Raw genomic sequence first — 22,007 nt, forward strand, 5'->3', positions numbered from 1 at the left:
GACGCAGAATACTCGATGAACTTACAAAGTACCTAGTTTCAAAATTATCAGAATTTAAGTGCGGGAAGAAATTTCAGGAACGACGACAGACTGGTCGTTCCTGGGATGGAAAACTGTCTAAACTCTATTCACGTTCATTCACACGGGCTTCGGCGGCACGACCTCTTTCGAAGATACCGACGACGAAAACACCGATTTCGTAAAGCGCGATCATTGGCACTAACATCATCAACATACTCATCAAATCCGGTGGAGTGATGATCGCAGAAGCAACGGCCAAACCCATGATAGCGTAACGACGTTTTTCCTTAAGAAACTTTTGGCTTACGATACCCATCATACCCAAAATCGAGATGATCAAAGGCAATTCGAAAGAGACACCGAACATCAAACACATCTGCGTGAAGAAACCAAGATACTGATCAATAGAGATCATTGGTTTATCGATGTTCCCACCGAAGTTCATCAAGAAGTGGAAGGCCATCGGCAACACAACCCAATACGAAAACGCTGCACCCAACAAGAACAACAAAGTTCCAGAGATGATAAAGCCAAACGTATATTTCTTTTCGCGCTGATAAAGACCCGGCGCTACGAACTTCCATACTTGGTACAACCACAATGGGCACGAGATGATGATCCCGCACACGAATGCGATTTTAATATGCGCCAAGAACTTATCCAGCGGGCCTGTATAGATCAAACCGCCACCAGGAAGGTACGGCTGAATCGGTGCTCTGATAAAATTGAAGATGTGTTCACTGAAGCCGTAGCAGATACCTGTCGCTACGATCAAAATGTAAGCGCTGTAAACCAAGCGAATGCGAAGCTCCGCAAGATGCTCGAAGATCGACTGTCCCTTTGAATCTAGTTCTTCAGTGCTGCTCATGAATTTTTATTTTCGCTAGAGGAAGGTTTTTGCTCTGTCAGTTCCATTTGCGCAGGATCCACGTCGCTTGTGTTTTTCTCTGCCACAGGTTCTGTATTTGAGTGCGGATTGTTTGGATTTTGCGTAGGAGCTTTTTTCGGAGCCTCATATAGATCAATGCGATCGATGCGCGCTTGTTGTTTCAACTCTTCTGTGAAACCCGAAGTGCTGCGTTTAAGTTCATTTAGAAAACGACCTAGCGTGCGAGCCACTTGTGGAAGCTCTTTCGGGCCGATCACGATCAACGCCAAACCAGCCAGGAAAATAATCTCGAAAATACTTAAGCCAAACATGGCCGCAGAATAGTGGAATCAGCCCTGTTTGCCAAGCTTTACCTGGTCATGGGGCAAAGGCACAACGCCCATCTCCTCAAGCTTTTCACGAGCCAATTCCGAGCCAGTTCGCATATAGCGATCATAGAGGCGCAGAATGCTTTGGTCGCTCTTCACAAATGAGTGATGAGAGATGTAAGTGAGTACATCTACAAAGTCCAAGAATCGGTGCGAAAATGTACTATAAACCTTTGCCATCGTATCTTCGCGCGTGACGTGTGCTAGCGACGCATAGGCCGCTCCACCGATATCCGCATAATAATCCACATCGACGACTTTGCGATGAAGTGAATCGCCGAAGAAGCCACTGATATATAAAGCTTTATCACCAAGCTTACGCAGCATTTCGATTTTCGCAGAGGCTTCTGCATTCTGTGCAGTTAAGAACATCTCTGCCAAGGTTTGCGGATTTTTCTGACCTGCTTCATTCGCATATGCAGAATCAAAAAGATTTCGCGCATCAAGATAATGATTAAGCAGATTTACAAGATAGCTTTCTACCAAAGGAAAAGTTTGTATCTTCCTTTGTGAAAGGCCTTTCTGAACGAGCTCTTGGAAGAATCCATTCGGACTCAGTAAGAGCTCTACTGTTGTCGACGATGGCTTTTCCCTCATTCGCTGACAGCTCCTCGAGTGTATCCCAGAGTGAGAAATACCTATTTCTCCTCTTATTAGGATAACAACTTATCGGCTCAAAATGGTTAGTTGTTTAAAGAAATCTGGGCCATAGGTGAGCCCTCTTTCAGCCGAATTTGTGATCTATCGACTATTTTTTATACAGGTTTTGGCTGTGCAGGCGTTTTAACAGCACCCCCGCGTGGCACCCCCATTGCTCTTTATCATGGTATGCAAGTACTTAATAAGGTTGGCAAATTAGTCTCAAAACGAAGCACTCACGGGATTGTCCTGACAATCATGACGGCGACTATGGCTGTTGCGGTTTTCAATTCTGCGAGCTTCCCAATCGAAGTTAAGAAGATCACCAAGATTGTTCTTAGCGCGATGAAATTGGAGAAAGATCCAAACATCGTTTACAACCGCGAAGAAATCCTTAGCGATTACAGCAATAAAGTATCTGAAGATTTTAAAATCCCAGCAGACATGCGTGATCGCGTGGGCTTCTGGTTTGATATCTATACTCGTTATGACAATAACAACCGCGTGATCCATAACTCGATGTATCCGTGGATTGTGTATAAAGTTGTAGATGTCTCGCCTATCATCAATGCCGAACTTCCGAAACATCGTTGGTTGCGTAACGTAAAGGCTGATGAGTTCGTTAAAGATGAAGTCGCGAAAATCCGCGACGCTATGAAGTCTCTTTCTAAACGTAAAAACTTAGATAACTTAGACGAATACGAAACGTTGGTTGCAAAGGCCCTGAACGCCTTGCCTGGCAAGCCTCAGGAGAATGCAGCGGAAGCTTTAAAAAATCTTCGTGTGCAAACTGGCCAGAAGAATTTCTTTGAAGAAGGTTTAGAAGTAAGTCCACTTTATCTTTCAGGTATGGAAGAGATCTTTAAAGATCTTGGCGTACCGGTTGAGTTAACACGTATTCCATTCGTGGAGTCGAGCTTTAACAAACACGCAGTCAGCAAGGTCGGTGCATCGGGTATCTGGCAATTCATGGGCAATACAGGCCGTAGCTTCATGACTGTGAATCATCATATTGATGAACGCCACTCGCCATTTAAAGCGACAGAGGCTGCAGCGAAACTATTAAAAGAAAACCACATGATCCTTTATAAATCATGGCCACTGGCTGTAACGGCGTGGAATCATGGTCCTCCGGGCATTCGTAAAGCGATCAAAGAGGTGGGTTCTAAAAACCTAGGCGATATCGTCGCTGACTATAGAACTAAAAATTTCGACTTCGCGTCTTCGAACTTCTATTCAGAGTTCTTGGCAGCTCTTTATGCTGAACGCTACCAACAGGACATCTTTAAAGACTTGAACAAAGAAAAATCTTTGGAAGTTCATTCAGTGAAACTTGCACGCACCATTTCTGCGAAAGAATTGTTGCGCGTCAGTGGCTTGAGCAATGATGACTTCATCATGTTCAACCCTGACTTGAAAAACGCCGTTGAAAAGAACGCTTCGATTCCTTCAGGCTTTAAATTGATGGTCAACGATTCAGCGAAAGCAGTCCTTAAGAACTTGCTAGCTAAAGAGTCTCGCCCATCAAAATCAAAACTTAGCCGCAACGATGTCTCTTTGAACATGAATGCAGAGATCGGCCGCTAAGGCGCACTTTGTCCTGATCTTGTAAAATCTGCCTGAGCGCAATTCAAACCGCGGGAGCTTTGCTCCCGTTTTGGTGTCAAAAGTCTCCCGAATCTTCGCGTTTTAATCCTTTTTCCTATGGTCCGACTTTTGTATTTGGTCCTTGCGGGGATCGCGATGCTGTCGCGAAAAATACAACGGGGGGATTTATGAAAAGTTTGCTTTTGTTTTGTCTAGTTATCTTATCGGTTCATGCAACATCGGCTCATGCGGCGAATGAATCTCGCCCAGGGCAATTCGATCAACAACAAGACGATGAGGCTCGTCGCAAAGAACTTGAACGTCGCGAACGTGCACTTCGTGCAGAATCTACTCGTGAAATCACTGCGGTGGGAGTTGATGATTACGATTGTCTTCGCCAAGTAAACATCGCTGCTGATCGTGAACTTGAGACTGCCATTCGCGACTGTAATTCCCAAACTGAAGGCATTGTTTCCTGTCACATAGCTTCGCGCTATGTTAGCAAGTCACCAAATTATATCTCTCCGGTTTCTGGCTCTGGTCACTATGATGAACGTAAAACGACTGAAGCAACATGCCGTGATTCTTCTGCTTCTGAAGCGGAACGCGACGCTGTGAACGATTGCAGTTCAAAATACCACACACTTTGCGAAGTAACTTCGCGTGGTCAGGTTACTAGCCACGATACATATACTCGTCGCCGCTTCTACATTGCGGGTCCTAAAGAAGAATACCACGAATGTCGTGCGGTCGCTTCAGCAGCTCCGCTATCAATGTACACAAGAACTTGCGCTGTCACTGTGGTTGCAAGAGCTCGCTAATCGCTGAAAAAGAAAAAGGCCGGTCGTCCCGGCCTTTTTTTATTTGATGTCGTTGGGCCCCACAAGGCTAACGATACTTGGTTGCGAGAAAATCTTTTCAGCCACACGCTGAACATCTTCAGGTGTCACCGCAAAATACTTATCTGCAACATCAAGGCTGTCTTTATAATCCAAGCCATAGATATCATCGAATAGAATCGCATTGCAGATCGTACCTTTACGTTGCAATTCAATGTCATGACGACCGATTAAGTATCTTTGTGCGCGAGTTAATTCATCTTCGCCCACTTTCGTCGTCACAAGCTTATTAAACTCTTCTTTCAACATTGAAATTGCTTTATTTGATTTCTCTGGCGAACAACCGATATATCCACCGAAATATCCACATTCAATACCTTCCATGTGCATCGGTGATACGGAATACGCGAGCGAATTCTTATCACGAAGCTCTAGGAACAAGCGACCACCTTGACCACTTAAGATCGACTGAATGATCTCAAGCGCATAACGGTCTGGACTATCCAACGTCAAACCTTGATAGCCAACGATAATGTGGCTTTGTTCTTTTTTAAGCTCTTGGAATAAGTGTTTCGATTCTTTCAACACCGGCGCTGGGAATGAATTCTTAATTCTGGCACCTTTTGGCAAAGCGGCTGTCAGCTCTTCAAGCTCTTTCACCCATTTATCAGTTTTAACATCGCCAACCACACAGAATGTCAGGTTGTTAGCGTGGGCAATTTTCTGATAATACGCGTGCAATTTTTCCGGCGTCACACCTGCAATCGAATCCATCGTGCCCAGTAAGTCGCGTGAATACGGATGACCTTTGAAGATTTCCTTCATGAATGCCATCACACATAACTGCGCTGGATTATCTTGACGCGCTTTGATTTGGTTTTTTTGTACAACCTTTTCGCGCTCTAAGATCGTTGATGGGAATTGCGGATACAACAATGCATCTTTGTAGATTTCAAACATCTTGTCTTCAAATGGCGATAGGTAATCCATTGAAAGACCGACAGAGTTTCTACCGCCAAATGCGCTAATACCCGCGGCAAGTTCATCAACACGCAGATTGATTTCGTCTTCAGTGAAGTTTTTTGAGCCAGACAACCAGTTGCGCGAGAAGATTTCAGTCAAACCTTCTTGATTGTTATCTTCTACACGCACACCACCTAAGAAGGCCGCTTTCATCGCGACATACGGAGTGTCTTTTTGTTCACGGATTAAAAGTGTCGCGCCCGACTTCAACTGAATCTTTTCAGTTTTTGGCGTGTGCTCAACCGCGCCCACATTGATGTTGAATTTCTTCGCCGTGAATTTAACAGGCTTCGCTATTTTTTTAGCTTTTGAAGTCGTCAAAGCTTTCTTCAGATCTTTAGCAAAAGTCTTTAAGATCTTTTCGGCTTCTTTCTTTTCCATGTTCGTCAAAAGCGACAGACCAAAAGCGTCTGACTTGAAGTATTTTTTCGCGACTTTCTGAATGTCTTCGGGTTTTAGCGAATAAACGTCCTTCATGTATTTGCGATAGTGATCGTGATCACCGTAATAGAACTCATCACCACCCGCTTTGCGAGCGATGTTATCCACTGTTTCCATCGAATAAACTTCGTGGCTGGCGAAATTCGTAATCGCCTTCTGCATCTCTCCCGGTGTTGGCGGCTCTTCAATGATGCGCACGATTTCTGGAATCATTTTCGTTAGTGCTGCCTGCAAATTTTCTTTTTCTAGATTGAAAGAGATCGAAAACAGGCCGTCATCTTGCATTGAATAGCTGAATGAGCCGACAGAGTTTGTCAGAGGCTCGTTGATACGCAACGCTTTCATTAAACGTGATGAATCACCTTGACCGAAAATTGCTGACATCACTTCAAGGGCCGCGATGTCTTTGTGTTTTACGTTTGGAATACGCCAAGTCAGATAACCAGTCGTCGATTCAAATTTTGCTTCTTCAACTTTAACACGAATACCGGCTTGTACAGGTTCTTTCGTGCGTTTCACTTTGCGAAGTTTAAAGGCAGCAAAACCGCCGAACATTGTTTCGACTTTTTTCTTCATGTCTTTGACATCGAAGTCACCGGCAATAACCAAGAACATATTCGAAGGCACGTAACGGCTTTGATAGTATTCACGAATTTTCTTAACCGAAACACCACGCACCACTTTATCAAAACCAATCACGGGGCGGCCGTATTCATGTTTACGGAAGGTATTTGTGAACAACAACTGACTAGCGCGACGACCGGGGCTGTCTTGACCACGTTTGATCTCTTCAATAACCACTTCGCGTTCGTTATCGATTTCTTGCTTATCGAATGTTGGGAAACCCATCATTTCGCTGATGACATCCATCGCGACGTCAGAGAATTGTTTTGAAATAGTTACGTAGAACACCGTTTGGTCGAAAGAAGTATAGGCATTCAACTCCCCGCCAGAGCCTTCAACTGTTGATGCGATCTCGCCGACGCCGTATTTACGCGTGCCCTTGAAGACCAAGTGCTCGATAAAGTGAGAAATACCCTCTTCTCCGCGCTTTTCATCGGCAGATCCCGTTTTCACCCACATTTGTACAGAGACCACAGGAGATTTGTGGCTTGGTAACAAAAGGACCTTTAGACCGTTTTTTAGTTGAAATTTTTTAGACATACTCTACATAACTCCCATGGCTTTTGGCGTTTATGTTCATATCCCTTACTGTATTCAGCGATGCACTTATTGTGACTTCGCTACTTACGAGCAAACGAAAATTTTGCCGCCGGATCAGTACGTGGATCTTTTGTTTGAAGAGATTCGCCAAAAGCATCGCTACTACAAACCTCAAACTCTGGACACCCTCTATTTTGGTGGTGGAACTCCCAGTCTGATCCCTGCTCATCTTATTGTAGCGGTTATCAAAGAGCTGGGTAGATTTGGCTTTACAACTAGACCTGACACCGAGATCACGATCGAGATCAATCCGGCAACTGTCAGTGAAGAAAAATTAAAAATCTATTTGGACGCTGGAGTAAACCGCTTCAGCGTCGGTGCGCAAACATTCGATGATCGCTTGTTGAAAATGGTTCATCGTGAACATTCCGCGAAACAAACATTGGAAACGCTGGACCTTTTGCGTAAGCATAATTTGAATTTCAGCTTCGATATTTTGTTCGCACTGCCGTCACAAACTTTAGAAGGCTTGAAGAACGACGTGCGCATTGCTGTCGAACAAGGTGCAAAACATATCAGCCCTTATTGTCTGACAGTTCCTGATGGCCATCCACTTTCGAAGGGTCGCGCGATTGATGATGAACAAGTCGATATGTTTGATTTCATTGCGGAACAATTAACCGGCCATGGTTTTAAACAGTACGAAATTTCAAACTTTGCAATTCCAGGTTATGAATCACGTCACAACATGTTGTACTGGATTGATGAGCCCTACTGGGGCCTTGGTTTAAGTTCGCATTCTTATTCGAAAGAATCAGCTTTCGGTACGCGCTATTGGAACATCAACTCTATTGGCGAATACAAAAAACAAATCTTAGAACATCAAGGCAAAGAATACTCTTCGCCTGCTTTACATTTGCCATCTGAACAATTTGAACAGCTTGAAATGCATCAAGCACTTACAGACTTTTGTCATACTTCGATGCGTCTTATGCAGGGCCTTAACGAACGCGCATTGCAAGAAAAGTTTCCTGCCGCTGTCTTCCATCAGGTCTCTGGCATCATGAATAAGCTGACAGAGCGCGGCTGGGTGCAAAGCGATGGCAGCGCATGGTCATTGACTCGTGACGGTGTTGTTATCAGCAACAAAGTCTTCCAAGAATTGACGTTCCTCAAAGAAGATATTGAGGTCTAGTTAGACCCTCCTTTCTGCACTGACTGACATTGACATTCTCCAATGAATACACAATGTTAATTATTGCGAAAGGATCCATCATGTCAGAAGAAAATAACTCTCAAAATTCAAATCCAGGAAACGCGGACGCCGCTGCAGGCTCTTCTGAAATTCAGAAACTTCAAGAACAAGCAGATAAGTTTAAAAATGACTATCTGTACTTGCGCGCAGAGTTTGAAAATTACAAACGTAATGCGATCAAAGAGCGTTCTGATTTAATTAAATACGGCGGCGAAAGATTCGTCCGTGAACTTCTAGAGATCGTAGATAATTTCGATCGCGCGTTGGCCGTCACTGTCACTCCAGAAAATCTTGGCACATACAAACAAGGTGTCGAGATGACTGCGACTGAATTAAAAAATCTTCTTACTCGTCATAACATCACAGAGATTCCTTCTGAAGGTGTTGCGTTCGATCCAAATATTCATGAAGCACTTAGCAGTGAAGCAACAGATAAAGTTGCAGCTGGACACGTGGCTCGCGTTTTCAAGAAGCCATACAAAATGCACGACAAAGTGATCCGCACTGGACAAGTTGTTGTTGCAAAGAAACCAGAATAATTAATTAACGAGGCATTGATTGTCTAAAAAAGACTTCTACTCCATTTTGAATGTTTCTCGATCTGCATCGGCTGATGAGATCAAGAAAGCCTATCGCAAATTAGCGATGCAGTATCACCCTGATAAAAATCCGGGCGATAAAAAGGCTGAAGAAAAATTCAAAGAGCTGAGCGAAGCCTACGAAGTTCTGAGCGATCAAAAGAAACGCGATATGTATGATCAATTCGGTCATGCGGGCGCGCAAGGCTTTGGTGGCGCGGGTTCTGGCCCCTTCGGTGGTGCCGGTGGCTTCGGAGGATTTGGTGGAGCTGGCGGCCCAGGTGGTGGCGGCTTTGGCGGTGGATCTGCTAACGGTGGCGATCCCTTCCAAGATATTTTCGGTGATGTCTTTAGTGACATCTTCGGTGGTGCCGGTCGTGGTCATGCTGGTGCGGGCCCTCGCACTCGTCGTCAAACAAAGGGCACGGATCTTCGTTACACTTTGAATGTCAGCTTTGAGGAATCTGCTTTAGGTACTGAAAAAGTCATCAGCTTCATGCGCCAACGCGGCGGTAAAGAAGAGTCAGCAAAACTTTCTGTCAACGTTCCTGCGGGCGTGAAAGAAGGTCAGCGTTTAAAACTTGCTGGCGAAGGTGATTCAGGATCGTCAGGTCCTGCGGGTGATTTATACGTGATTATCAGCGTGCAAGAACATGCACTATTTAAACGCAATGAAAATGATGTGACTTTGGACCTTCCCGTTTCTTATGTGGATGCGATCCTTGGTACTAACATCGAAGTGCCAACTTTAACTGGAAAAGCGATGATTCGCATTCCGCCTGGCACACACTCTGGCCAGATTTTCCGTCTGAAAGGCAAAGGCTTCCCGAAAATCGGCGGCTTTGGTTCAGGCGATATGTTGGTTAGAATTTTAGTCGATACTCCACACACACTTTCATCGAAACAAAAAGAATTGATGGAAGAATTAGCGAAATCAGCAGAACCGACTCCAATGGTGAAAGCATTTCAAGAGAAGGTGACACAGCTTATGAGGAACAGAAAATGATTCGCAAACACCACTACTCCCTAGTAACGGCAGCTTGCTTGCTAGTATCTTGCACGACAGTCGCGACTAAACGTCCCGAGCTTCGTCAAACGACAGCAACTGCAGCTACAACATCTTCTGCCAAGAAAGGGAAACATGTTGGTGGTATGACTCCAAGTAAGCCGCCTGAAGTAGCGCCTGTGACAAGTGCGCCGGTCGCTGTTCAAGCGGATCAAATGGCTGTGCTTAAAAATTTGGTGATGGAATCAATCACAGCTCCAACAAAACAAGAGCAAGAGGCTTATCGCCAACGTGCTGTTGATATCGTTGATAACAAGTTGAATGAAAAACAACTTGAAGAAGTCGCTGATAATTCTGATTACGGTTATGTGCGCGGCAATGCCATGTACCGTCTTGGTGAAAAAGCTTTGCAAGATCGCGATCAGGCGAAGGCGAAAAAATATTTCTCTGGTGTGATGGATTACTTACCGGGCAGCGACTTGGCCGCTCGCGCGCAAGATATCTTGTCGCAACTGCAAGCTAGTAAAAACGTTGAATCTAAAACAGTGGGAGTGGTTCTTCCGCTTAGCGGTAAAAACGCGCCAGTGGGCCAACGTGCGCTTCGTGGACTTGAAATGGGCTTGGGCCTTCATCTTCCTGGATCGAGCTTTAAATTGGCGGTCATGGACTCTGAAGGCAATCCCGATTCTGCTCGCCGTGGGGTTGAGCGTTTGGTGAAAGAAGATAATGTCATCGCAGTCGTTGGCAGCTTGTTAAGTAAAACTGCACCAGCCGTCGCAGCGAAATCGGATGAGCTTGGCGTGCCTTCCATCGCACTTTCGCAACGCTCTGGTTTGACAGAGATCGGTCCGACTGTTTTCAGAAACTCTTTAACATCGGAAATGCAAGTTCGTTACTTGGTGCGTACCGCGATGGAAGATTTCGGCATGAAGAAATTCGCCGTGCTTTACCCGAACGATCAATACGGTATCGAATTCACAAATATCTTCTGGGATGAAGTTTTGGCGCGCGGTGGTCAAGTCACTGCTGTACAAACTTACTCGACTAAAGAGACAGATTTCAGATTGGTCATTCAACGCCTTGTTGGAAACTACTATGGCGAAGCTCGCCAAGATGAATTCAATATGCGTGTTAAAGAAATGCAAAAGTCAGATAAAAAAAGATCTGCACGCAAAGACAATGTTGAAACGGTTCTTCCACCGATCACAGATTTTGATGCGATCTTTATTCCTGACAGCGCCAAAGCCTTGGGTCAGATCGCTGCGATGTTGGCATTCAATGATGTGCGTGGCGTAAAATTGTTGGGCACAAACTTGTGGAATACGGCTGGCATTGCAAAACGTGCTGGTAACTTTGCTAATAACTTAATCTTCGTAGACTCGCTTGCACCAACGGTTTCAGAGCAATCGCGTTTCGTGAACGAATATAAATCTTTGTATAACGAGACTCCTTCGCTTATCGAAATTCAGGCTTACGATGCCGGTTTAATTTTGCGTCAATTGATCGCATCGGGTGCTGATTCGCGCCAGGATCTTGTTAAAAAGCTCACAGAACTGAATAAGTTCCCTGGTGCCTTGGGGCCTCTAAGTATGAGTCCCGACAGGGAAATCGAGCGCCCAGTAACCGCTCTGACAGTGGAAAAGGGCGAGATCGCTCCTTTGAAAATCCGCAAATAACAGCCATAAAAATATTTAATGGCAAAATATTAACCCTCTTTTTGGCCCCCCTCGTCTAAGGAACACCAGCGACGAGGTGCTGGACTAATCTACAGAAGGGGGTTCGTTATGAAATCGATGGGTATCACTGAAACAATCTTGATGGAGTGCCGTAAAAAGCTTCTTTTCCAAAAACAAGAAATCATGAATCGATTCAGAACGGCCCAACGCGAATACGTCGCGACAGAAAAATCTGGCGACGAAGCCGATCAATCAGTTGCACATATCGCGGAACATTCTTTTTTAGTTTCACAAGAGCGCATGAGAAACCAACTACTCGAAGTCGAGATGGCCCTAGGCAGAATTGAGACTGGAACATTTGGTATCTGTGAAGAGACGGAAGAACCAATCGAAACAGAAAGACTTCTTGCGATTCCTTGGACTCGTCTAAGCATTGAAGGCGCAGAGCTTCGTGAAGCTGTAAGTCGCAGATTTGCACGCTAGAAACGCTAGCGCGACGCGTGCTTACTAATCCGTCACGCACTGCTTTTTTGGTGACACAAAAGCCATCCCCCGTAATAAGTGACTGAAATTTTCGGCATGGCTCGCTTCTGGCGAGCGCCAGCGAACATCATATCGGGGGGTGAGATGAACGCAACCGAACTTACAACAGTAGAACTAGATAACTTGAAAGAGTCTTTGCTTTTCCAAAAGGCATCGATCTTAAACAAGTCACACGAATTCAAAGCAGAACAATCATCTGTTACTGCTCATGGCGACGAAGCAGAAATCGCTTCTCAAGATGCCAGCAATAATATTTCTATTCACTTGCATGAAAGAGATCGCGTTGCGCTTTACTCTATTGAACGTGCATTGGGTAAAATTGCTGAAGGTACCTACGGCCAGTGCGAATCATGCGGCGAAATTATCGGCGCACGCAGACTTCAGGCTAGACCTTTCACAGCCCTTTGTATTGAGTGCATGGAAGAACAAGAAAGCCACTCGAATATTTATCAATAATCTTTGTTAGCACTCATTGGATGAGGTCCGCTGACATGGATGTCAGTCCAATTTTTTAGTTTTTATTCAAGCTATCGCTGTCTCACACCGAGAAGTCTCATACCAGAAAACATAATTCCCGCATCAGCGCGGAGGAGCGGTATGAGTTTTGACGATAAAGTACTAGAAATCCCACAGACACTTCCAATGTTACCTGTGAGAGACATCGTTGTTTTCCCTTATATGATCATTCCATTATTTGTAGGACGTGATTCATCTATCCGCTCGGTTGAAGAGGCACTAGCAAAAAATCGCCTTATCTTCTTAGCTTCTCAGAAAGACATTTCTGAAGAAAACCCAACTCCAGATTCAATCTACACAGTTGGTACTATCGCAATGATCATGCGAATGAGAAAATTGTCTGATGGTCGTGTAAAAATCCTTATTCAAGGTGTGGCTAAAGGCCGCGTAAAAAATTATTCTAAGACATCTCCTTCATTTGAAGTTGCTGTAGAGAAGATCGAAGAGATCCCAACTCAAAAAACAGTAGTAGAAAATGAAGCTCTTATCAGAACAGCAAAAGAGCACATCGAGCGTATCATCGCTTTAGGTCGCCCTCTTTCTCCAGACATCTTGTTGGTGTTGGATGATGTTTCTGATCCAGGTCGTATCGCTGATTTGATCGCTTCAAATCTAGGTATCAAAGTTCAAGACGCTCAAAAAGTTCTTGAAACTCACGACGCTACAGAAAGACTTAAAATCGTTAACGAGATCTTGGCTGCTGAACTTGAAGTGATGCAAGCACAAGGCAAAACTCGTGGCGGTGCTAAAGATGATATGTCTAAAAATCAACGCGAGTACTTCTTGCGTGAACAAATGAAGGCAATCAAAAACGAACTTGGTGAACAAGATTCGAAATCAGAAGAGATGGACGAATTGCGTGACAAACTAGTTAACGCAGGTATGCCTCCTCATGTTGAAGCGGAAGCTTTGAAACAATTGGGTCGTTTGGAGCGTATGCATCCAGATGCTTCTGAAGCTACAATGGTTAGAACTTACCTCGACTGGATGGCTGACCTTCCATGGAGTAAAAAATCTGAAGACCATATCGATCTTAAACGTGCGAAAGAAATTTTGGACGAAGATCACTATGAGTTGGAAAAAGCAAAAGACCGTATCATGGAGTTCTTGGCTGTACGTAAACTTAAGCCAAATCTTAAAGGTCCAATCTTGTGCTTCGGTGGTCCTCCAGGCGTTGGTAAAACTTCTTTGGGTAAATCTATCGCTCGTGCGATGGGCCGTGAATACTTCCGTATCGCTTTGGGCGGCGTGAAAGATGAAGCGGAAATCCGTGGTCACCGCCGTACATATGTAGGTGCGATGCCAGGTAAAATTATCCAAGCTCTTCGCCAAGCGAAAACAAACAATCCAGTTATCGTACTCGATGAAGTAGATAAATTGGGTTCTGATTTCCGCGGTGACCCTTCAGCAGCAATGCTTGAGGTTTTGGATCCAGAACAAAATTCAACGTTCCGTGATAACTATTTGAACGTGGATTTCGATCTTTCAAACGTGTTGTTCATCGCAACTGCGAACGTGTTGGAGAATATCCCACCAGCATTGCGTGACCGTATGGAAATCTTGAACATCCCTGGTTACACAGAGAACGATAAACTTTTGATCACTAAAAAACATTTGATCAGAAGACAAATCGAAGCAAACGGTATCACTGAAGAGAACATCTCTTTCACTGATGAAGGTATCAAGTACTTGATCGCAGGTTACACTCGCGAAGCAGGTCTTCGTAACCTAGAGCGTGAAGTAGGTTCAGTTTGCCGTAAAGTTGCTAAGATGGTGGTCATGGGTGAAAAGAATTTCGTAGAAGTAAATCCTACGACAGTTCCAGAGCTTCTTGGTCCTCCACGCTTCCAACGCGACGACAAAATCGCTGACTCTCAAGTTGGTGTTGTGCAAGGTCTTGCATGGACACAAGCTGGTGGCGAAGTGTTGACTGTTGAAGCTTTGAAAATGAAAGGTAAAGGACATCTTGCACTCACTGGCCAACTTGGCGATGTGATGAAAGAGTCTGCTCACGCAGCAATGTCATACGCGAAAGCCCACATGGAAGAACTAAATATTCCAGAGGATTTCTTCGAGAAGTACGACATCCATATCCACTTGCCAGCAGGCGCTATCCCTAAAGATGGTCCTTCTGCAGGTATCACTCTTACAACTGCGCTTGTAAGTTTGATGACTGGTACTCCTGTTCGTCACGATATCGCGATGACAGGTGAAGTGACTCTTCAAGGTCGCGTCCTTCCAGTCGGCGGTATCCGTGAGAAATGTTTGGCAGCTTTGAACCTTGGAATTACGAACATCATTATTCCAATGGCTTGTAAAAAGGACTTAGCGGATATTCCGAAAGTTTTCAGAGACAACATCAACTTCATTTTCGCGGAAAACTTGGATGAAGTGTTCGCAGTAGCGTTCGATAAAGATGCTGCTGGCCAGGCTAAAAAGACTGGTACTAAGAAAACAGAAAAGAAAACAAAATCCCTAGCTGCGTAGTTCGCTACGTCGCTAAGGTACATCGCCCCTCCCAAACGATGCAAAAAAGGACTGAGCAATCAGTCCTTTTTTATTTTCATCTACAAAAATATTTTGAACTAGTCTTGCTACAATCTGTGTTTCACGTAAAATCTTTTGAAAAGGATTCTGCGATGAAAAGATTTTCTGCTTTGTTGATTTCAGCTTTGATTGCTCTTTCTGCCAACTCTGCTTTCGCGCGAAAAAAGAAAGCGACAACAATCTTCAAATATTCTGGCGTCGTTGAACGCTGTCATGATGGTGACACTTGCCGAGTCATCACAAGCTCAAACAAAGTTTTAAAAGTTCGTTTCGCCGGTATCGACTGTCCTGAGTTATCACAAAGAAATGGTAAGGACGCACGTGACTACACAGAAGGTTTAATCAAAGGCCGCAATGTGAATCTTGAGTGCAACGGTAACTCCTATGACCGTCTTACTTGCACAGTTTTCCTAGACGAAAAGAACATTAACCAAATGATCGTGGATAATGGCTGGGCTTGGGATTCGACAAAATATTCTCACGGCCGTTACATTGCTGCAGTTTCTGCTGCGAAAGCAAAGCGTTTAGGAATTTGGGCCGATAAAGATTTAGTAAGCCCGTATTGTTATCGCCATCCAAGTTATCGCAAGTGCCAAACTGATAAAGTGTATATGCCCTAACTAACTACTCAGTCCAGATTCGAAACAGTGTTCCCATAAACACTACTCTCTCCCAAAAATTTGTTTATCATTTTCTTATGGGTAGATTTCATCTGGGACGTCGGGGGCAAGGTACACTACTGATTGTATCGGTATTGTGTGTAGTGGGAGTCATTGTATTGATGACCTCACTCGACGTATTCACGAAAGACTACAATTATAAATCCATCGATTTCGATCAGGTTTTGTTAGATGAAGCGACAAGCTCTTCATTCGCCGTGATGGAATCAGCATTATCTCGTCGCTTGTGGGAACCACCTCCCGATAGCAATTGTTTAAAAGCTGAAACATTTAGTGTTGATGGTAGTCTTCCTAACGGCATCACTTGGAAAGTTGATACGACTTTCAATTTCACCACTAAAAATTTTGAAATGACGGCGACGGGAAAATATCGTCGTTTAACTTCGACGTTTAAAAAGCGTGTGAAGGTTTTGGATGTGTCGGATTATCTGTTGTTTTCCGGTAGTGATGACGAGGTTGTTTTGGGTCGAAATTATGATCCGACAACTCCGGCTGCTTTGATTGCCAAAGACCGCAGGATTTATACACAAGGTCCATTGCAAGCATATGGAATGGTTCCACGTGCAAATCCCAACACCGACTGGAGTGGTTCAACCTCAGTCTTCCCTGGCGAATGGGGAACGATCATTCAAGGCGATCGCATGCAGTTCGGTGGTGGTCTTTACTATCGTTCTTATGCGGTTCCGCAACCCAATCCATCAAATGCAACACTCTTAGGTTTGTTATCACCTTATTCCAACGCTTGGGGCACTCCACAGAAGACCCTGTCTTCCTTTGGTGGAGGTTCAATGGTGATCACGAAGGACTCATCCGTCGCGGAAACTTTGCGTGATCAAGTTATTAATGGTTCTGGCACTCCAAACACCAAAGCGTCATTAAAAAATCAGGTCTATCCAGTTGCTTTATTTGGGGGAAATCCTCCCCTTGAATCATGGAATGCGTCTGACAGTGGAAACTATTTTAACGACGTCGATAGATATTCCATATTCTATTATAACTATGCTGGTGCTAATAATTTCGGAATTCGCATTAATGCCACTTGCATGTCGAAACCCGATGCATTCGATGCAAAAAAATATTGTTCTCATTCAGAACATTTTCCCAAAGGTTTCAAGCAATGGCGTAAAGACGCAGGACTTGATGGATATCTTTACACTTCGGATTCAGAAGTTGTTCCTTCACCTTCGATGAACTGGGACAATCTTGAGGCTCTCGAAGACGATGCTAAACTCTGTGGGCAAGTTATCAGTACCCCTGTTTCCGCATACGAAGACTGCGCAATTTGGGATAACAACTTCTTGCAAAGTTATGCCGGAAATTCTTCAACTGCGTGTGCGAAGATTTCGCGTTTGGATATGGAAAGTTTATCTTTAAACAACTTCAATCCATCGCAACTAACTGATGCGTCGCTAAGTGATCGTCTTTTACGTCGAGTTGTTTACACGAAAGTTCCAACAGAAATTAAACAATCCAACAACGCCGGCTTAATGGTCAGTGCGCTTTCAAACAATGCTGCCCGCCAGAAGTTTGCATTGTGGATTGTTGGGGAAGACACGATTTCTTTGCGTGGTGCACAGGCCGATACGACATCACCACTTGATACTGATCCGGGCCGCCTGCGCGAAGTGGTTTTTAATAAAGATTCTACTGGCGCGAACAAACCAGGCATTTCAATGGTGTTGTTATCACCAGAACAGGTTCATCTGTTAAGTCCGTTCTATGTTCCGATGGATCAGACTTATATGAATCAGCGCTGGCCTTCATCTGGTGGTAAGATTAAACCGATTATTCATAATCTTACTGATCCTCGCTATGAAGAAGATGGCTTTAAATATGGCTATCGTCGTTTCTATTTAAATAATATCAGTCTAATTACGACCGCAAAAACGAATGTCAGTGCGCCGTTTGTGATGCAAGGTTTATGGTCAGGGCCCGATTCGGGTGCCGAACAATTTATTGCCAACGGTTGTATGGTTTCGACATCTGGCCAACCCGTGACTGCAGTTGCTCCAAGTAGCGTGACTGACTACGCGCAAGCTGGATATAGAGGCGGAACATCGCCGCTTCCCGCAGCTGGCTCTAAATACTACAACGGCAGTGAACTTCCTCTTCGTTTTTATCCGAATGTATTCTGGAAACAAATGAGTGTGCTAGGCCCCGAACGACAAGAATCGGATTTGCTCCTTACAGGAATTCGTATCTATGTAAACTTCGATGCGACAGTCATTCCAGGGAAACGTGATTTAACGACGCCACTGCATGCCGCCGCAGAATCAAGATATCAAAACCCTGCGTTCTTCGATATTTCACATAAGCATTTCACTTACGACCGCGGCGTTTACTATAAACCTAAACCCGCTTTCACGCCGTGTATTCAAGCGAACGCTGAATACATTGTGCCAGCAAGTGCTTCAGAAACGACGGCACCTTACGCGGTAAATCCATCTGTGAATAATGGTCGTTACGTATTCGTACAAACATCACCTGATTCAAGTTATCGCAACATCGGTTCCATCGTCGGCGTTGATCAACCTGTGATCGAGACAAGGAATACGAAGTGATTTTGAATAAACGCGGTATGACTCTTATTGAAGTGCTTTTGGCGATTGGAATTTCAGTCGTTGGCGTTTCAATTTTTCTTTTCTTTGTTCTTTCTTCGCGCAAACACGTTTCCCACGTCGATCGCTCTATCATTTTGAAAGAAGTTTTGACGGACAATGTGATTGAACTCAAAGGCTTGCAGATCGCAGATCTTGCGCCGATCGGTAAGTGTTTCATGCGCACTTATAAAGCGGATAAAACTTTTGTGTCTGAAACGACTGTGGATCTTAACAGTGGCGCGTGCCCGCAACCCGATTTAACTCAAAATATGATTTATATCGGTTGGGGTATGCAACCCGCTTCGGATATCGATGCCAGTTTCAGCTCCAGCTCTTTGAAGCTTCCAAAATATTCGGACACCCTTCGCAAAGTGACGATGCAAGTATGGGGTTGGAGTGATGGCGAAGGTAAAACGATTGTTAACAGCCAGATTGTGATCTTTAAGCGATGAAGAAACGTAAAAACGGTTACACCATGATTGAGCTTTTGTTGGCGGCGGGTCTTGCGACTCTCGTTATCGGTGGAACTATTCAGGTCATCTATTTCTTCTTTTCCGAAAAAAAGAACTTAGACGATTGGAGTTCGACCCAAATCGACATGTCTTTTTCGATTAAGAATATTGAAAATGATTTACGTAACGTCGTTCGCTTTGATCCGACCGAAGATTTGTTGGCTAATAATGATGGACTTTATTTCGGTTTAAGCTCTATCACGCCAGATAATGCCCCAGCAGAGTGTTTGGCTGATGCGACCCATTCTGTTTTCCGTTACACAGCACTTGATCGCAACACTCGCTCGGAACGTCTGTTGCGTTCTTGGTCAGAAACAAACGATTCTGGAAAATCTGCATCCGCAAATGAACTTCGTGTGACTGCCGACGGGACCGATCAATCTTTGTTTCAAGCGAATAAAGCACCTACCGAAATTACGATCGTCGATGCGGATCGCAGATACATTCGTCGTTATGAAGTTGGCTCTGTGAAAATGAATTTAAATTCCGCTACGGATCCTTATGACGATCAAGCCAAAACCGACGCTAACGGCAACCAGCTTACTTACAATTACGCCAGTGTGTTTTTGAAAATGCCAAAGAATGCAAAGGCTTCACCTACCCAACTGACCAGTTCGGTTTTTATTACGGGTAGTGAGGCGTATGCTTCGTCGACCGTCTTCATATGTCTGCGAAAGACTGATCTGAGCCTTATTAAGATTGAACCTCTGACAAATAAAACAACGGTGCTTTTGCAGAACCGTCCGGCAGAATTCAATGTCTCTTCTTTCGTGGCGAAGTATTTAGGTACAAAAAAAGGTGTGCGTGTCGATCCCGCGAACTTCCTGCCTGATACTTTTAGCGATCCGAATGGATTTTGCGTGAACTCTATTTATTTAGAATTGAAGGCGACTTTGCCGCTCAAGAATCAAGCCGGTGCTGCGACCAGCAGTAACATGACAAAGAATACCGTCTCGAGGGCGCGAACTATTTTTGCTACGAACTTAAATGCAAAAAGAGCCCTTGCCTGCATTCAGTAAAGAATCGGAAAGAGCTCTTCAAGTACGGGAAGGGTCTTTTAAATTATTGTTTGAAACCTTTTAAGCGATCGTTTTCAGATTCAAGAACTCTAACCAGAGTTTTTAGATCCGCAACTTCGTCTTTGAGTTGAAGGATTTGCTCCTCTTTTTCCTGAAGGATTAAAGTGTAAGCCTTCTTCAACTCGTTCAAAAGTTTGTTCGCGGCAGTGAGAATCGGCTCATCCTTGTTCACCTTAACGGTCTTATCAACCAGGTCCTGAGCCTTCATTTCGTCTTTTGAAGTGGCCATGTCACTACCTTCTTTCATCATTCCTTGATGAGCACCCACCAAAGCGAGGTCGCTTTCTTGGGAGGGGCGATATACTCTTTGATGGGTACTCACCGGTTCGTCCATGATGAAGTACTTGCCGTCTTCAAATCGGAACTTGATGTCGTTGGCTTTGATTCTTCGGCGGAGCGTGCTCACACTAATCTTATGTTTAGTGGAGTAGTCCGTTAGCGGTAACCAAGAACCGTAAGTCTCAACGTTCATCAAATCCCCTATACCCACCTCAATTACGAGCTGAAGTGCGATAGGCTTAGCTTTTTGGTGAGGTGGTCACCTACTCAGCCTGCGTAATCAACCCTATCACAGGACTTCAGTCTGTCAAATTTAGTGTGAATAGTTATTCAAATTCAAGGAAAAACAGGACCTTGATCTGGTTATTCATCGCCTAGTCACTAGACCAACGTCTGAATAGGCAAGGTTTCTGTGTTGTTTTGCGTGGTCAAACGAAGAACTCTTTGCTCGAACCCTAAAAAAACCAAATACTTAAGTTATTGATATGCGTATTAAAGACAAAAAGAAAGTGGCCTTGGTACTCAGTGGTGGAGGCATTAAAGCTGCCGCATTCCACATCGGTGTTTGCCTAGCCCTTCAAGAAAAAGGATTCAAATTTGCGGGCGGCACCAAAGAGATGGTGCGTCAGAATTCTCGCGAGGATGATCCGAAAACGATTCGCTGTTACGTGGGGTCCAGTGCTGGAGCCTTCGTCGCCGCTATTTTGGGTGCTGGTTATCCAATCGAGTCTTTGATTAATGCCTTTCAAATCGGTTCGGGCACAACGCCCACTTTCGATAAATCGGATCTTCGTTATTTAAAACCGATTTCTTATCGCGATATCTTCAACCTCAACTCTTCGGGTCTTTTGAAATTCCTGCCGCGCACTTTGCTTGATAAAACTTTGGTGAGTGGTGGCTTTGAATCGTTATTGAAAAACGGTTTGAAACTCAACGGCTTGTTTTCTACCCGTGGGATCGAAGGCTATCTACGCAAAGAGGTTCTGCTTGATAACGACTTTGCCCGATTAGGCGTGGAGTTGTTCATCGTGGGCACACAACTGAACCACTCAAGGAAAGCTATCTTCGGGAATTTCCCCGAGTCTTTTAAAACTGCGACTACGAAATACATCAATTATTCGACGATTTCTGATGCCGTTGCCGCTTCAACGTCATTGCCCCCGGTGTTTGCTCCTTACGGAATCAAACGCCCTGATGGCAAAGAGATCTTCTATTATGATGGCGAGATCCGCGACACCCTTTCAACCCACGTAGCGGTTGATAGCGGTGCTGATCTAGTTATTTCATCTTATTCAATTCAGCCTTATCACTTTACGGAAGAGATGGGTTCATTGCATAAGTACGGCATCCCTTTGATCTTGAACCAAGCTTTGTATCAAGTCGTTCAACAAAAGATCGCGAAGCATATTCAAAATCAAAACGACATCAAAGGTATCTACAACGCTGTCGACGGTTACTTAAAACAAACTGGCGCTCCGGATGAACAACGCGAAAAGTTGCTTCAAATCATCCGCGAAAAAGTAAACCACCGCCCAGAAGTGGATTACATCTACATCGCCCCACGCCCACAAAACTACGAAATGTTCTTCGTCGACCATTTCAGTTTGAACCCAGAAATCCTAGCTCGCATCGTGCGCATCGGCTTCAAATCCGGAATCAACGTCCTCCGCCAACACGACCTCTAAAAGGTGTCTGTCACTTTTTTGGGTCTACACTGCAGCAATTAACGCAGCATGGACCCAAAAAAACGCCAGACACCCCTGAA

General features: G+C 44.5%; 19 protein-coding genes. 14 read left to right on the forward strand and 5 right to left on the reverse strand.

Going from position 1 to position 22,007, the window contains the following annotated elements; translation table 11 throughout:
- Positions 1-124 precede the first annotated feature (124 nt).
- From tatC to DOE51_RS18845, 3 genes are read right to left on the reverse strand one after another with little or no spacing between them, the layout of a single operon-like run.
- Positions 125-889: a twin-arginine translocase subunit TatC gene (gene tatC, locus DOE51_RS18835; RefSeq protein ID WP_142698063.1), complete on the reverse strand. Its 765-nt coding sequence runs from the start codon at positions 887-889 to the stop codon at positions 125-127.
- Complete coding sequence (locus DOE51_RS18840) at positions 886-1,221, reverse strand: twin-arginine translocase TatA/TatE family subunit (protein ID WP_142698064.1); 336 nt, start codon at positions 1,219-1,221, stop codon at positions 886-888. Before DOE51_RS18840 ends, tatC begins: the two co-directional genes overlap by 4 nt.
- Before the next feature lie 18 nt (positions 1,222-1,239).
- Entirely contained in the window at positions 1,240-1,764 is a 525-nt protein-coding gene (locus DOE51_RS18845; protein WP_246845191.1) for a hypothetical protein, read from the reverse strand.
- A gap of 342 nt (positions 1,765-2,106) precedes the next feature.
- On the opposite strand from DOE51_RS18845, the gene DOE51_RS18850 reads away from it, so the two are divergent.
- Positions 2,107-3,504 (forward strand): lytic transglycosylase domain-containing protein, encoded by a 1,398-nt coding sequence (locus DOE51_RS18850; protein ID WP_142698066.1) that lies wholly within the window; start codon positions 2,107-2,109, stop codon positions 3,502-3,504.
- A 188-nt stretch (positions 3,505-3,692) separates the two neighbouring features.
- Complete coding sequence (locus DOE51_RS18855; protein WP_142698067.1) at positions 3,693-4,325, forward strand: hypothetical protein; 633 nt, start codon at positions 3,693-3,695, stop codon at positions 4,323-4,325.
- A 39-nt stretch (positions 4,326-4,364) separates the two neighbouring features.
- Here DOE51_RS18855 and DOE51_RS18860 read toward each other — a convergent pair whose 3' ends face one another.
- Entirely contained in the window at positions 4,365-6,971 is a 2,607-nt protein-coding gene (locus DOE51_RS18860; protein WP_142698068.1) for a pitrilysin family protein, read from the reverse strand.
- 16 nt (positions 6,972-6,987) lie between these two features.
- On the opposite strand from DOE51_RS18860, the gene hemW reads away from it, so the two are divergent.
- The 11 genes from hemW to DOE51_RS18915 all read left to right on the forward strand — a co-directional run bounded on the left by hemW (position 6,988) and on the right by DOE51_RS18915 (position 19,903).
- The gene (hemW, locus tag DOE51_RS18865; RefSeq protein WP_142698069.1) at positions 6,988-8,166 is read left to right on the forward strand and encodes a radical SAM family heme chaperone HemW; all 1,179 of its coding nucleotides are present in this window, start codon (positions 6,988-6,990) and stop codon (positions 8,164-8,166) included.
- 80 nt (positions 8,167-8,246) lie between these two features.
- Positions 8,247-8,765 carry a nucleotide exchange factor GrpE gene (locus tag DOE51_RS18870; protein WP_142698070.1) on the forward strand — a complete coding sequence of 173 codons (519 nt, stop codon included), beginning with the start codon at positions 8,247-8,249 and terminating at the stop codon, positions 8,763-8,765.
- Positions 8,766-8,784: 19 nt separating this feature from the next.
- Positions 8,785-9,810 carry a DnaJ C-terminal domain-containing protein gene (locus tag DOE51_RS18875; protein WP_142698071.1) on the forward strand — a complete coding sequence of 342 codons (1,026 nt, stop codon included), beginning with the start codon at positions 8,785-8,787 and terminating at the stop codon, positions 9,808-9,810.
- Complete coding sequence (locus tag DOE51_RS18880; protein WP_142698072.1) at positions 9,807-11,486, forward strand: penicillin-binding protein activator; 1,680 nt, start codon at positions 9,807-9,809, stop codon at positions 11,484-11,486. Before DOE51_RS18875 ends, DOE51_RS18880 begins: the two co-directional genes overlap by 4 nt.
- 108 nt (positions 11,487-11,594) lie before the next feature.
- A complete protein-coding gene (locus DOE51_RS18885) occupies positions 11,595-11,969 on the forward strand; it encodes a TraR/DksA C4-type zinc finger protein (RefSeq protein WP_246845192.1) in 375 nt (124 codons plus the stop codon).
- A 144-nt stretch (positions 11,970-12,113) separates the two neighbouring features.
- A complete protein-coding gene (locus DOE51_RS18890; protein WP_142698073.1) occupies positions 12,114-12,485 on the forward strand; it encodes a TraR/DksA family transcriptional regulator in 372 nt (123 codons plus the stop codon).
- A 141-nt stretch (positions 12,486-12,626) separates the two neighbouring features.
- The gene (gene lon, locus DOE51_RS18895) at positions 12,627-15,032 is read left to right on the forward strand and encodes an endopeptidase La (protein ID WP_142698074.1); all 2,406 of its coding nucleotides are present in this window, start codon (positions 12,627-12,629) and stop codon (positions 15,030-15,032) included.
- A 152-nt stretch (positions 15,033-15,184) separates the two neighbouring features.
- On the forward strand, positions 15,185-15,712 hold the full coding sequence (locus DOE51_RS18900; RefSeq protein ID WP_168196497.1) for a thermonuclease family protein: 528 nt from the start codon (positions 15,185-15,187) through the stop codon (positions 15,710-15,712).
- Positions 15,713-15,789: 77 nt separating this feature from the next.
- A complete protein-coding gene (locus DOE51_RS18905) occupies positions 15,790-18,333 on the forward strand; it encodes a hypothetical protein (RefSeq protein WP_142698076.1) in 2,544 nt (847 codons plus the stop codon).
- A complete protein-coding gene (locus DOE51_RS18910; protein WP_246845193.1) occupies positions 18,330-18,824 on the forward strand; it encodes a type II secretion system protein in 495 nt (164 codons plus the stop codon). The genes DOE51_RS18905 and DOE51_RS18910 overlap by 4 nt, the downstream gene beginning before the upstream one ends.
- Positions 18,821-19,903, forward strand: a complete 1,083-nt coding sequence (locus DOE51_RS18915; RefSeq protein WP_142698077.1) for a hypothetical protein — start codon at positions 18,821-18,823, stop codon at positions 19,901-19,903. Before DOE51_RS18910 ends, DOE51_RS18915 begins: the two co-directional genes overlap by 4 nt.
- Positions 19,904-19,946: 43 nt before the next feature.
- Here DOE51_RS18915 and DOE51_RS18920 read toward each other — a convergent pair whose 3' ends face one another.
- The gene (locus DOE51_RS18920; RefSeq protein ID WP_246845194.1) at positions 19,947-20,369 is read right to left on the reverse strand and encodes a hypothetical protein; all 423 of its coding nucleotides are present in this window, start codon (positions 20,367-20,369) and stop codon (positions 19,947-19,949) included.
- A gap of 358 nt (positions 20,370-20,727) precedes the next feature.
- Here DOE51_RS18920 and DOE51_RS18925 point away from each other — a divergent pair, with 358 nt between their 5' ends.
- Positions 20,728-21,927, forward strand: coding sequence for a patatin-like phospholipase family protein (locus tag DOE51_RS18925; RefSeq protein WP_142698079.1), 1,200 nt, complete (start codon positions 20,728-20,730; stop codon positions 21,925-21,927).
- Positions 21,928-22,007: the final 80 nt, after the last annotated feature.

The organism is Bdellovibrio sp. NC01 (assembly GCF_006874625.1).
Classification (GTDB): domain Bacteria; phylum Bdellovibrionota; class Bdellovibrionia; order Bdellovibrionales; family Bdellovibrionaceae; genus Bdellovibrio.

Excerpts from the sequence above, each read along its gene's own strand:
- tatC (WP_142698063.1), bottom strand. The coding sequence starts at position 889 with ATGAGCAGCACTGAAGAACTAGATTCAAAGGGACAGTCGATCTTCGAG.
- DOE51_RS18840 (WP_142698064.1), bottom strand. The coding sequence starts at position 1,221 with ATGTTTGGCTTAAGTATTTTCGAGATTATTTTCCTGGCTGGTTTGGCG.
- DOE51_RS18850 (WP_142698066.1), top strand. The coding sequence starts at position 2,107 with ATGCAAGTACTTAATAAGGTTGGCAAATTAGTCTCAAAACGAAGCACT.
- DOE51_RS18855 (WP_142698067.1), top strand. The coding sequence starts at position 3,693 with ATGAAAAGTTTGCTTTTGTTTTGTCTAGTTATCTTATCGGTTCATGCA.
- DOE51_RS18860 (WP_142698068.1), bottom strand. The coding sequence starts at position 6,971 with ATGTCTAAAAAATTTCAACTAAAAAACGGTCTAAAGGTCCTTTTGTTA.
- hemW (WP_142698069.1), top strand. The coding sequence starts at position 6,988 with ATGGCTTTTGGCGTTTATGTTCATATCCCTTACTGTATTCAGCGATGC.
- DOE51_RS18870 (WP_142698070.1), top strand. The coding sequence starts at position 8,247 with ATGTCAGAAGAAAATAACTCTCAAAATTCAAATCCAGGAAACGCGGAC.
- DOE51_RS18880 (WP_142698072.1), top strand. The coding sequence starts at position 9,807 with ATGATTCGCAAACACCACTACTCCCTAGTAACGGCAGCTTGCTTGCTA.
- DOE51_RS18885 (WP_246845192.1), top strand. The coding sequence starts at position 11,595 with ATGAAATCGATGGGTATCACTGAAACAATCTTGATGGAGTGCCGTAAA.
- DOE51_RS18890 (WP_142698073.1), top strand. The coding sequence starts at position 12,114 with ATGAACGCAACCGAACTTACAACAGTAGAACTAGATAACTTGAAAGAG.
- lon (WP_142698074.1), top strand. The coding sequence starts at position 12,627 with ATGAGTTTTGACGATAAAGTACTAGAAATCCCACAGACACTTCCAATG.
- DOE51_RS18900 (WP_168196497.1), top strand. The coding sequence starts at position 15,185 with ATGAAAAGATTTTCTGCTTTGTTGATTTCAGCTTTGATTGCTCTTTCT.
- DOE51_RS18905 (WP_142698076.1), top strand. The coding sequence starts at position 15,790 with ATGGGTAGATTTCATCTGGGACGTCGGGGGCAAGGTACACTACTGATT.
- DOE51_RS18915 (WP_142698077.1), top strand. The coding sequence starts at position 18,821 with ATGAAGAAACGTAAAAACGGTTACACCATGATTGAGCTTTTGTTGGCG.
- DOE51_RS18925 (WP_142698079.1), top strand. The coding sequence starts at position 20,728 with ATGCGTATTAAAGACAAAAAGAAAGTGGCCTTGGTACTCAGTGGTGGA.